Origin of the sequence: Agrobacterium larrymoorei (assembly GCF_005145045.1) — a bacterium.
In the GTDB taxonomy this organism is placed as follows: domain Bacteria; phylum Pseudomonadota; class Alphaproteobacteria; order Rhizobiales; family Rhizobiaceae; genus Agrobacterium; species Agrobacterium larrymoorei.
The window spans coordinates 367,431-379,233 of the sequence record NZ_CP039691.1; the positions used below are offsets into that span (position 1 = coordinate 367,431).

Here is an 11,803-nt window from a genome sequence, read left to right on the forward strand (position 1 = left end):
TCAGAATTTCAGGAAGAGCGCTGGCGGTTGTTCAGTTTCTCCAGATAGAGAAGCAGCGCGCTGTGATCCATATCGGCTCCGCCATCGCTGACGAAATCATCGAATTCACGCGTTACCTGTTGCGTCAGCGGAAGCGATAGGTCGAGCTCCTTTGCTGTGGCCAGAACACCGTTCAAGTCCTTCAGCTGGAACTTGGATGGGCCGCCGGGTACGAAGTTTCTCTGCACCATGCGCTCGCCATGCAGCTCCAGAATCCGGCTTTCGGCAAAGCCACCACGGATGGCATTGCGGAACCCTTCGCGGGATGCGCCGCCTGCTTCCACCAGCATCATGGCTTCAGCGACAGCGCCGATGGTGATCGCAACGATCTGCTGGTTGGCGAGCTTGCAGAGCTGCCCTGCGCCGGATGGTCCGACATAGGTGAGGCGACCCATGGCCGAAAACACGTCGGAAAGATTTTTCACCGTTTCCTCGTCGCCACCTGCCATGATGGCGAGCGTGCCTGCCGTCGCGCCGGGCACGCCGCCAGACACGGGCGCATCGACGTGGTGAATGCCCAGTGCCTTCAATCTTGCGGAATGGTCGCGCGCAATGGGCGGCGCGATGGAACTGCTGTCGATGACGATTGCATCTTTCTCCAGCGCGTCGGCTACCCCCAAATCGAACAGGACATTGCCGACGGCATGTCCATCGCTCAGCATGGTGATGACGACGTTTGCGCCTTTCGCGGCCTGCGCTGGAGAGGCCGACAGAACCGCACCTTCAGCGACCAGTGCTTCGGCCTTTTCGGAACTGCGGTTCCAGACGCGGACTGTAAATCCTGCTTTCAGCAAATTGCGAGCCATCGGCCCGCCCATGAGGCCTGTGCCGAGAAAGGCGATAACGCGCCTCTGCGTTTCCTGCGTCTGGCTCATTTCAGCGAACCTCCCAATTCGTCTTCGATATGGACCGTGATGATCTCTTCGAAAGAAGCCTCGGCTGTAAAGCCCAATTCGCGCGCGCGGGTCGCCTCGAAGCCGGGTGCCCAGCCTTCGCACATGTGCATGATCATCTCGTTCGGCTCGCGGCGGATGAGCTTGACCGCCGCTTCTCCGGCGACTTTGCGCAGAGCCTCGATCTGTTCACCAACCGTGGCGCTGAGGCCCGGCATGGAAAGATTGCGGCGGGGTCCGACCTTTTCCGTGTCGATTGTTGCGCCATGCAGAAGGAATCCAACTGCGGAGCGTGGCGAGGCGTGCCAGTGGCGGATGCTTTCAGGGACCGGCAGAATTGCCTCCTGCCCCACCAGCGGCTCGCGCAGAATGTTGGAAAAGAAACCGGATGCGGCGGCGTTGGGCTTGCCGGGGCGAATGCAGATCGTCGGCAAACGGATTCCGATGCCTTCGAAGAAACCGCGTCTGGTATAGTCGGACAGCAGCAGTTCGGAGATTGCCTTCTGCGTGCCGTAGCTCGTCAGCGGTGTCGTGTGGAAATCGTCGGGAATGGGATAGGGTAGGGGCGCTCCGAAGACGGCAATCGAAGATGTGAAGACGACGCGCGGCTTGTAGCCATCTTCCCCATGGGCGATGCGGATCGCATCAAACAGATATCGTGTCCCATCGAGATTGATGCGATATCCCTTGTCGAAATCCAGCTCTGCTTCACCCGAGACGATGGCCGCGAGATGGAAGATCACATCCGGGCGAGTCTCGATGAGCTTTTCCGCTTCGCCGGTTGCGGAGAGATCGGCAGCGCGGGTATCAACTGTTCCGCTGAAACCAATAGGCTTTTCCGGCTGAAACACGTCGATCAGCGTGAACCTATCGATCTGACTGCCACCCAGGCCGCCATCCTTGACCAGCCTCTCGGTCAGCTTACGCCCCACCATCCCCGCCGCGCCGATAATCGCAATATGCATCTGTCTGCTCCTCCACTGCATCCAAGAAAAATTGACTTGTAAGGTTGTCTGATAACCTTATATGATTGCGTTGAAAACAGGTTTTTGGAAAACATGAGACAATAGTGCGGTCGCGCCGAAGAAGTGCGATGGCAGGGGTGGAGGCGAGGGCGGCATGCTCGATGTTCAGGCACAGACGGTTGAGGGTTTGCGCGCATCCCTCAAGGCGGGCCTTGATGAGGCGATGGTGATGACTGACGAGGCAAATATGCTTCGTTATTGCCGGGACTGGCACGGCGATGTCGAGAGTTCCGCTATTGCCGTCATTCGCCCCCGTTCTGTCGAAGAGGTGTCTGCCACGGTGCGTTTTTGTGGCGAACTTGGCCTTTCCATCGTTCCGCAGGGCGGAAATACTGGTCTTGTGCTGGGAGGCATTCCCGATGCACCTCGGGGTCAGGTGGTTCTCAGTCTCGAGCGTATGAATGCCATTCGCGCAATCGATACGGATGATTTCTCCGCCGTGGTCGAGGCGGGCTGCATCCTGTCCGAGTTCAAGGATGCGGTACAGGAAAAAGGAATGTTTTTTCCTCTTTCTCTTGGCGCGCAAGGGTCTTGCCGGATCGGAGGAAATGTCTCGACCAATGCTGGCGGGATAAATGTCTTGCGCTATGGAATGACGCGCGAACTCGTGCTCGGTCTTGAAGTGGTTCTGCCTGACGGCACGATCTGGAACGGGCTTTCGACGCTGCGCAAGGATAATCGCGGGATCGATCTTAAGCAGCTGTTTATCGGGGCGGAAGGAACGCTCGGCATCATCACTGCCGTTGCGGTCAAGCTTCATCCCAATCCCGAACATGTCGAGACGGCTCTGCTTGGGCTGAACTCGCTGGATGATGCGATCAAGCTTTATCGACGGGCGCGGCGTGGTTGCTGCGACCTGATGTCGGCCTTCGAATTCATGCCGCCGGTGGCCTTTACCCTTGCGATGGAAGCTATTCCCGACCTCAGGATGCCGATTTCCGGGGACTATGCGGCCTATGTTCTGATGGAGATTTCAGGCTCGGGATTGGTCGATACCAATGATCTGATGAGCCGTTTTCTCGAAGGGGTGATGGAGGATGGGCTGGTGCTTGACGGCGTGATTGCATCGTCGCGCGCGCAGGCCCAATCGCTCTGGCTGTTTCGCGAAGGCATGAATGAGGGGCAGGCCTTACGCGGCGCGCATATGCGCACCGATATTTCCGTGCCGCTTTCACGCCTTGCGGATTTTGTGGCTGAGGCAGAGGCGGCGCTTGCCGAGAAGATGCCGGAATGTCTGGCGGTTTCCTACGGCCATGTGGGTGATGGAAACGTCCACCTGAATGTCCTGCCGCCCAATGGAAGCAGCCGTGCGGATCGCGAAAGCTCCATCTACAAGGCCAAGGTCATCGTCAACGATGTGCTGGATCGTTATGCGGGCAGCATCAGCGCGGAGCATGGTATCGGTCGCCTCAAGCGTGAGGATTTCGAAAGCCGTCTCGGCGCGGTGCAGCGCGATATGATCCTGCGGCTGAAAAAGGCGTTCGACCCCGATCTTCGTATGAATCCCGGTTGCCAGCTTGCTGTTCAACCAGCTAGCTAGAGAGGAAGTGCGCGCGGGAAGCATCGCGCTGTCTACGGGAGCCATCATGACGCTGGAATTCAACCAGATTCACCGCAACGATCATCTGCCGGGCCGGATAGCGGTGGAGATTGCGCGGGAGATCAATGATGGCAAGCTCGCACCCGGTGACAAGCTTCCCACCGAGCACGTGCTTTCCAAGACATTCGGCGTCAGCCGTTCGGTCATCCGTGAAGCGATTGCGCAATTGCGCAACGAGGGCGTCGTTGAAACACGGCAGGGCGTCGGCGCTTTCGTTACCGATCCGCGCCAGCGCGTTTCCATTCGCATCGAGCGCTCGAAACTGAACGATCCCGATAACTTCCGTGATCTTTTTCAGCTTCGCATGCCGCTGGAAATCGAGGCGGCGGGCCTTGCGGCGGTTCACCACACGCCTGCGCAGCTGAAGACGCTGAAAGCCGCGCTGGACAATATGCGCAATGCGCCGGAATGGGAAAAGGATGGCATTGCCGCCGATCTCGATTTTCACCGTACTCTGGCCGAAGCCACCCAGAACGCCTACTTTTCGATGTTTCTCGGCTTCATCGCCGAACGCATCAGTTCTGCGATCAATATCGCCTTCTCGCGCGCTGTTTTCGGCGAAATCCTCGAGACGACGATTGCGGAGCATGTGGCGATCTATGATGCGGTTGTCGCCTCCGATGCCGCAGCCGCACGCGCCGCCATGCGCGCCCATCTGGTGGGCGCAGCCCGGCGCGTGAACCTCGATCTGGAAGTCTATCTCTAGGTTGTCGGGACAAGACGTCGGCACCGACACGCATTACGTAATTTTCCTCTAAAATTTGACGGTGACGAGACTGGACTAAGCCACTCTCTCATACTAAGAAGAAACGACGTATTCAGGTTGTCAGACATCCAGACAATACGATGCTGTGGAGGCAGCGGTCGGATGCGCTGAAAAATGGGAGGACTAAGCTTGGCGGGGATCAGGTCTGTCGATGCTGCTGCAATTTTGCCGGAGGACCATCAGGACGCGGTTCTGATTGGCCGGGTCTGGTCCAAATCCGAGGACGGACCGTGTCCGGTTCTGTTAAAGGACGGCGTTCTCTACGATCTTTCGAGATTGGCGCCGACAGTTTCCGAGCTGCTCGAAAAACACGATCTCATCGGTCTCCTGGCGGACACCTTGCAGTTTCCGGCTCTCGGATCGCTCGAGGCCTTCCTCGACGGTTCGGCTGGACAGTTGCTTGCGCCGAACGATTTGCAGGCCGTCAAGGCTGCCGGTGTTACATTTGCCGATAGCATGCTGGAGCGCGTGATCGAGGAGCAGGCCAAGGGCGATCCCCTGCGCGCGCAAGATATTCGCTCCCGTCTCGCTCCTGTTTTGGGCGATAATCTGAAGGGTCTCGAAGCCGGATCGCAGAAGGCAGCGGAAGTGAAGGCGCTGCTGCAGGAGATGGGGCTCTGGTCGCAATATCTGGAAGTCGGCATCGGCCCGGATGCGGAGATATTCTCCAAGGCGCAGCCCATGTCGTCCGTTGGCTGCGGTGCGCTGATCGGCGTTCATCCCAAGTCTCAGTGGAACAATCCGGAGCCGGAAGTTGTGCTTGCGGTGACCTCTGACGGTCGTATCGTGGGAACGGCACTGGGCAACGATGTCAATTTGCGCGACTTCGAAGGTCGGTCCGCACTTCTGCTGAGCAAGGCTAAGGATAACAACGCTTCCTGCGCCATCGGCCCGTTCATTCGCTTGTTCGACGGAAAGTTTACGCTGGACGATGTGAAGAAGGCGCAGATTTCGCTTCTGGTCGAAGGTGAGGACGGCTTTACCATGACCGGCGTCAGCCCCATGCAGGCGATCAGCCGCACGCCGGAAAATCTCGTGTCGCAGCTTCTCAATCGCGATCATCAATATCCAGATGGCGCTGTCTTTTTCCTCGGCACCATGTTTGCGCCGGTCAAGGACCGTAACGGGCCGGGGCTTGGGTTTACCCATGCCAAGGGTGACCGGGTGGAGATTTCCTCGCCGAAGCTGGGGCGGCTGGTCAACTGGGTGGCAAGCACATCCGAATGCCCGGAATGGACATTCGGCACGACGGCGCTGATGCGCAATCTCGCAAAGCGCGGGCTTCTCTGACGTATCGGTGCGGAAGCCCAATCGGTTTCCGTCGGAGGCGATACGCAGATTTTAAGGGCTTGGAGTGCATTCACGCGCGCGCCGCTAAAGGTGCGTGCCGCTCCAGATCATTCTCGGGAGGGGAAGATGCAGAAAGTCATCAATCTTTTTTACCGCATTCTCGAGGTCATTCTCGTTGCGCTTCTTGCAGGCATGGCGATCATGGTCTTCGTCAATGTGGTGATGCGTTACACCATGAATTCGGGCATCAATGTTTCCGAAGAACTGGCGCGTTATTTCTTCGTCTGGATCACCTTCATCGGTGCGGTCGTCACGTTCCGCGAAAACAGCCATATGGGCATCGAGACGCTGGTCATGTTCCTGTCCAGGGGCAAACGCATCTTCTGCATGATCCTCTCCAACATCGTGATCCTGCTCTGCTCCGCCATCTTCTTCTGGGGAACATGGAAGCAGTCCGGCATCAATGCCAGCATGCACGCACCCGTCACGGGTCTTTCGATGATCTGGGTCTATGGCATCGGCATGTTTACCGGCGGCATCATGTTCATCATCGCGCTGGAACGGCTCTACCGGCTGCTCACGGGCAAGGTGACGGAAGAGGAAATCGCTGCCTTTGCCGGTGAAAATCTCACCATCGAACAGCTTTCGGAGCGCTGACATATGACACTTCTGGTTTTCGTCGGCTCGCTTCTCGGCGCCATGGCCATCGGCGTTCCCGTCGCCTTCTCGCTGATGTTCTGTGGTGTCGTGCTCATGTGGTACATGGGCATGTTCAACACCGCGATCATTGCGCAGAACATGATTTCCGGTGCCGATACGTTCACGCTGCTTGCCATCCCCTTCTTCATTCTGGCGGGTGAGTTGATGAATTCCGGCGGTCTGTCGCGCCGCATCATCGATTTCGCCATCGCACTGGTCGGCCATATTCGCGGCGGTCTAGGTATCGTTGCAATCGTCGCGGCCATCATCATGGCCAGCATTTCCGGCTCGGCTGCGGCGGATACGGCGGCTCTCGCGGCAATCCTCATTCCGATGATGGCGAAGGCCGGTTACGATATTCCCCGTTCCGGTGGCCTGATCGCGGCAGGTGGCATCATCGCGCCCGTTATCCCGCCATCCATGGCCTTCATCGTTTTCGGTGTGGCGGCCAACGTCTCCATCACGCAGCTTTTCCTCGCAGGCATCGTGCCCGGCATCCTGATGGGAACCTCGCTCATCATTGCCTGGCTGATCGTGGTGCGAAAGGATGACATCAAGCCGCTGCCGAAAACCACCGCGAAGGAGCGGCTGGTCGCGACAGGCCGCGCCGGATGGGCGCTCGGCATGCCAGTCATCATTCTCGGCGGTATCAAGGCGGGCATCATGACGCCGACGGAAGCGGCGGTCGTTGCCGCTGCTTATGCTCTCTTCGTCGGAATGGTGATCTACAGGGAACTGAAGCCCGCCGACCTCGGTCATGTGTTGCTGCGCGCCGCAAAGAGCACCTCGATCATCATGTTCCTCGTGGCTGCCGCCCTCGTTTCCGCTTGGCTCATCACCGCGGCCAATATTCCGGCGGAAGTCGCCGGTTATATCGAGCCGCTGATCGACCGCCCGATGCTGCTGATGGCCGTCATCATGGTGCTGGTCTTCATCGTCGGCACCGCACTCGATCTGACGCCGACGATCCTGATCCTGACGCCTGTGCTTATGCCCATCATCAAGCAGGCGGGTATCGATCCGGTCTATTTCGGCGTGCTTTTCATCATCAACAATGCCATCGGCCTCATCACGCCGCCGGTTGGGGTTGTTCTCAATGTGGTTTCGGGCGTCGGGCGCATTCCGCTCGGCAAGGTCACGGTCGGTGTCTGGCCGTTCCTCGTGGCCGAAACCATCGTCCTGGCCCTTCTGGTGATCTTTCCGCAGATCGTCATGGTGCCGCTGCAATATCTAAGATGACCTGAAATGAGTTTCTCAAATCCATGGGAGGAAAATATGAGAAAGCTACTTCTGGCCACCACGGCCATCGCATTCACAGCCAGTGCCGCCGCTCCCGCATTCGCGGAATTCAACAGCCGCACGATCCGCGTGTCGAACGGCATCAATCAGGATCACCCGGTCGGTAATGGCATCAAGGCCATGCAGGCTTGCCTCGATGAGAAATCCGGCGGCAAGCTGAAGCTAACCGCATTCTGGGGCGGCGCGCTCGGTGGCGATCTCCAGGCAACGCAGGCGCTGCGCTCCGGCGTTCAGGAGGCGGTTGTCACCTCGTCTTCGCCACTGGTCGGGCTCATCCCGGCACTCGGCGTTTTCGATCTGCCCTTCCTCTTTGCCAATGAAAAGGAAGTCGATGCCGTGCTGGATGGCGAGTTCGGCGACATGATGAACAAGAAGCTGGAAGAGCAGGGTCTGGTCAACCTTGCCTATTGGGAGAACGGTTTCCGCAACCTTTCCAACTCCAAGCATTCGGTCAATAAATGGGAAGATTTCTCCGGGCTGAAAGTCCGCGTGATGCAGAACAACATCTTCCTCGATACCTTCCAGAACCTCGGCGCCAACGCCACGCCCATGGCCTTCGGCGAGGTCTTCTCGGCGCTCGAAACCAACGCAATCGACGCGCAGGAGAACCCTTACGTGACCATCGATACCTCTAAGTTCTACGAGGTACAGAAATACGTTACCGAAACCAACCACGCCTATACGCCGTTCCTCTTCCTCTTCTCCAAGCCGATCTTCGACAGCTATACGCCCGAAGAACAGACCGCACTGCGCGAGTGTGCCGTCGTCGGTCGTGACGAGGAGCGCAAAGTCATCCGTGCGCTGAACCAGAAATCGCTGGACAAGATCAAGCAGGCCGGTCTGGAAGTGAACGTCTTGTCGGCGGATGAGCAGACGCGTATCCGCGAAAAGTCGGCCATCGTTTACGAAAAGCACAAGGCGCAGATCGGCGCGGATGTGGTCGATGGCATTCAGGCAAAGCTAAAGGAAGTGCGCGGGCTTTAAGCTTCCATATGCAGATACAAGAACTCCCGGCGATGTGATGTCGCCGGGCGTTTTGGTCTGAAATAGCTTTTCTCGCCGCGCAGACGCGCGTCTGCTGGATCCCGGCTCGAGGCCGGGGTGACGGGTGAGGGAGCGGTTTTCGCGCCAAACTACCCACTCAGTTAAGGCCAGACAGCAGCGCCATAAGGACGATGATGGAGCTGGATGGTTTGTCGAGCCTCTATTCAGGCCGCGACTGGCTTGTTCTGTCTGTTTTCGATCAGATCATCGACAACTGCGGGATCGGCCAGTGTCGATGTGTCGCCGAGTGAGCCGTAATCGTCTTCAGCGATTTTACGCAGGATTCGGCGCATGATCTTGCCTGAACGGGTTTTCGGCAGGCCCGGCGCGAACTGAATCTTGTCGGGTGTCGCGACTGGGCCGATTTCATCGCGAACATGTTTGACCAGTTCAGCCCTCAGCGCATCATCACCCGTCTGGCCTGCCATCAGCGTTACATAGCAATAAATGCCCTGTCCCTTGATGGAGTGCGGATAGCCGACGACGGCAGCCTCGGAAACGAGATTGTGAGACACCAGCGCCGATTCCACTTCGGCCGTGCCAAGGCGGTGGCCGGAAACGTTCAGCACGTCATCGACGCGACCGGTGATCCAGTAGTAGCCGTCCTCGTCGCGGCGGCAGCCATCTCCGGTAAAATACTTGCCCTTGTAGGTGGAGAAGTAGGTATCGATGAAGCGCTGGTGGTCGCCATAGACGGTGCGTGCCTGGCCCGGCCAGCTATCGGTAATGCACAGATTGCCGTCTGCCGCACCTTCCAGCACCTTGCCTTCGGCATCGACCAGTTGCGGCTGGACGCCGAAGAAGGGGCGCGTCGCGGAGCCGGGTTTCAGGTCGGTCGCACCGGGCAGCGGTGAAATCAGGATGCCGCCGGTCTCCGTCTGCCACCAGGTATCGACTATCGGGCTCTTATCCTCGCCGACCACATGGTAATACCACTCCCACGCTTCCGGGTTGATCGGCTCACCGACCGTGCCGAGAAGGCGGATGCTGGAGCGCGATGAGCGCTTGACGAACTCGTCGCCTGCCCCCATCAGCGAACGAAGCGCTGTTGGCGCCGTGTAGAAGATGTTGACCTTGTGCTTGTCGATGACTTCCCAGAAGCGGCCCTGATCGGGGAAATTCGGCACACCTTCGAACATCAGTGTCGTGGCGCAGTTGGCCAGCGGTCCGTAGACGATATAGGAGTGGCCGGTCACCCAGCCCACATCGGCGGTGCACCAGTAGATGTCGTTATCCTTGTAATCGAAGACATATTCATGCGTCATCGACACGTAGACCAGATAGCCGCCCGTGGTGTGCAGCACGCCCTTTGGCTTGCCGGTGGAGCCGGATGTATAAAGAATGAAGAGCGGGTCTTCCGCCTTCATCTTCACCGGCTCGCAATGCGGCTTCACGCTTGCGACTTCCTGATGATACCAGAGGTCGCGGCCCGGCGCCCAGTTGGTCTTGCCGCCGGTGCGGCGGACGACCAGAACTTTGTTGACGATGACGTGCTGGCGCGCGGCGATGTGGATCGCCTTGTCGGTATTTTCCTTCAGCGGGATCGGCTTGCCGCCGCGCACGCCCTCATCGCAGGTGATGACGAAGGTGGACTGGCAATCGACGATACGTCCGGCAAGCGCTTCCGGTGAGAAGCCACCGAACACCACGGAATGAATGGCGCCGATACGGGCGCAGGCGAGCATCGCATAGGCTGCTTCCGGGATCATCGGCATGTAGATGGTGACGCGATCGCCCTTCTTCACACCCTGCTTCTTCAGTACGTTGGCAAGGCGGCAGACGGCGTCATAAAGCTGATTATAGGTAATCTTCTTGTCGATATAGGGATTGTCGCCTTCCCAGATGATTGCCGTGCGCTCGCCGTGGGTCTTCAAATGGCGGTCGATGCAATTGTAGGAAACGTTGGTCAGCCCGTCCTCGAACCACTTGATCGGCACCTTGCCCTTGAAGGATGTGTTCTTGACCTTCGTGTAGGGCTTGAACCAGTCGATGCGCTTGCCATGCTTGCCCCAGAACTTCTCCGGGTCTTCGACGCTGTCCTGATACCATTTCAGATAGCGCTCGTTGTCGATCAAGGTGCCGGTCTTAACCGATTTCAGAACCGGGTAGATCTTTGCAGACATGAACTTCTCCTCAAGCAAAATGTCATCAGTCCTGCTGGAAACTCCTCAGTTCCAGTCATGTGCCCAATTCATAGCAGTTCGGTGACATCCGGCAATTAGACAAAGGTCATTTGTTGCTCAAACAATTGCAATTCTGATGCAATCCGGTTATAGAGCGCACATATCCCGGAAATTAGTGGTTTAATTCCACGCCCGCGACACCGGCGCGGACGCACAGAAGGATTGTATCTATGGTTCAAACACTGCTCATGCCGAAAGCGACAGCCGTCTGGCTCGTTGACAACACGGCGCTGTCGTTCGATCAGATCGCCACGTTCTGCAAGCTGCATCCGCTTGAAGTCAAGGCAATCGCCGATGGTGAAGCAGCGCAGGGCATCAAGGGCCTCGACCCGATTGCGACCGGGCAGCTGTCCCGCGACGAAATCGCACGCGCCGAAGGCAACCCGAACCACAAGCTGAAGCTTTCCGAGCCGAAGGTTCGCGTTCCCGAATCCAAGCGCCGCGGCCCGCGTTACACGCCGGTTTCCAAGCGTCAGGACCGTCCGAACGCCATTCTCTGGCTGGTTCGCAACCATGCCGAACTGAAGGACGCGCAGATTTCGCGCCTCGTCGGCACGACGAAGTCCACCATCGAACAGATTCGCGACCGCACGCACTGGAACTCGGCCAACCTGACGCCGATGGACCCGGTAACGCTCGGTCTCTGCAGCCAGATCGATCTCGACCTTGAAGTCGAACGCGCATCGCGCGGCCGTCCTCTTCCAACCCAGGAAGAGCTGGACGCGACCCTGCAGCCAGCCGCTGCAACGGAAAGTCTCGGCTTCAATTACGAGCGCGAAGAAGAAAAAGAAATCGACGCCAACGCCGTTTTCGCCAAGCTCAGCTCGCTCAAGTCTACCCGAAAGGACGAAGACGAGGACGACAACTACTAATTTTCGGGCTCAGCTCCAGAAGACATCAGGCCCCGGTTTTCCCGGGGCTTTTTTGTGCTTGGCCTTAAGGCGAGATACAAAAAACCCCCGCAT

The 11,803-nt window shown here is 58.2% G+C and carries 10 protein-coding genes; 7 read left to right on the forward strand and 3 right to left on the reverse strand.

From position 1 onward, the window contains the following. Positions 1 to 8: 8 nt before the first annotated feature. Together CFBP5473_RS01705 and denD are read right to left on the reverse strand one after the other, a co-directional pair. Positions 9 to 914, reverse strand: a complete 906-nt coding sequence (locus CFBP5473_RS01705) for an NAD(P)-dependent oxidoreductase (RefSeq protein ID WP_027673583.1) — start codon at positions 912 to 914, stop codon at positions 9 to 11. Continuing rightward, positions 911 to 1,897, reverse strand: coding sequence for a D-erythronate dehydrogenase (denD, locus tag CFBP5473_RS01710; RefSeq protein ID WP_027673584.1), 987 nt, complete (start codon positions 1,895 to 1,897; stop codon positions 911 to 913). The genes CFBP5473_RS01705 and denD overlap by 4 nt, the downstream gene beginning before the upstream one ends. A 223-nt stretch (positions 1,898 to 2,120) precedes the next feature. On the opposite strand from denD, the gene CFBP5473_RS01715 reads away from it, so the two are divergent. From CFBP5473_RS01715 to CFBP5473_RS01740, 6 genes are all read left to right on the forward strand, one after another. Beyond that, positions 2,121 to 3,497 (forward strand): FAD-binding oxidoreductase, encoded by a 1,377-nt coding sequence (locus CFBP5473_RS01715; RefSeq protein ID WP_413228964.1) that lies wholly within the window; start codon positions 2,121 to 2,123, stop codon positions 3,495 to 3,497. Between the two features lie 46 nt (positions 3,498 to 3,543). Next, positions 3,544 to 4,263, forward strand: a complete 720-nt coding sequence (locus CFBP5473_RS01720; protein WP_027673586.1) for a FadR/GntR family transcriptional regulator — start codon at positions 3,544 to 3,546, stop codon at positions 4,261 to 4,263. A 189-nt stretch (positions 4,264 to 4,452) separates the two neighbouring features. Continuing rightward, positions 4,453 to 5,613 carry a fumarylacetoacetate hydrolase family protein gene (locus tag CFBP5473_RS01725; RefSeq protein WP_027673587.1) on the forward strand — a complete coding sequence of 387 codons (1,161 nt, stop codon included), beginning with the start codon at positions 4,453 to 4,455 and terminating at the stop codon, positions 5,611 to 5,613. A 126-nt stretch (positions 5,614 to 5,739) separates the two neighbouring features. After that, positions 5,740 to 6,270: a TRAP transporter small permease gene (locus CFBP5473_RS01730; protein WP_027673588.1), complete on the forward strand. Its 531-nt coding sequence runs from the start codon at positions 5,740 to 5,742 to the stop codon at positions 6,268 to 6,270. A 3-nt stretch (positions 6,271 to 6,273) separates the two neighbouring features. Continuing rightward, positions 6,274 to 7,551: a TRAP transporter large permease gene (locus tag CFBP5473_RS01735; protein ID WP_027673589.1), complete on the forward strand. Its 1,278-nt coding sequence runs from the start codon at positions 6,274 to 6,276 to the stop codon at positions 7,549 to 7,551. A gap of 36 nt (positions 7,552 to 7,587) precedes the next feature. After that, positions 7,588 to 8,595: a TRAP transporter substrate-binding protein gene (locus tag CFBP5473_RS01740; RefSeq protein WP_027673590.1), complete on the forward strand. Its 1,008-nt coding sequence runs from the start codon at positions 7,588 to 7,590 to the stop codon at positions 8,593 to 8,595. A gap of 224 nt (positions 8,596 to 8,819) precedes the next feature. On the opposite strand, the gene acs is transcribed toward CFBP5473_RS01740, so the two are convergent. Next, positions 8,820 to 10,778 carry an acetate--CoA ligase gene (gene acs, locus CFBP5473_RS01745; RefSeq protein ID WP_027673591.1) on the reverse strand — a complete coding sequence of 653 codons (1,959 nt, stop codon included), beginning with the start codon at positions 10,776 to 10,778 and terminating at the stop codon, positions 8,820 to 8,822. 230 nt (positions 10,779 to 11,008) lie between these two features. Here acs and CFBP5473_RS01750 point away from each other — a divergent pair, with 230 nt between their 5' ends. After that, positions 11,009 to 11,710: a DUF1013 domain-containing protein gene (locus CFBP5473_RS01750; RefSeq protein WP_027673592.1), complete on the forward strand. Its 702-nt coding sequence runs from the start codon at positions 11,009 to 11,011 to the stop codon at positions 11,708 to 11,710. The last annotated feature ends 93 nt before the right edge of the window (positions 11,711 to 11,803 follow it).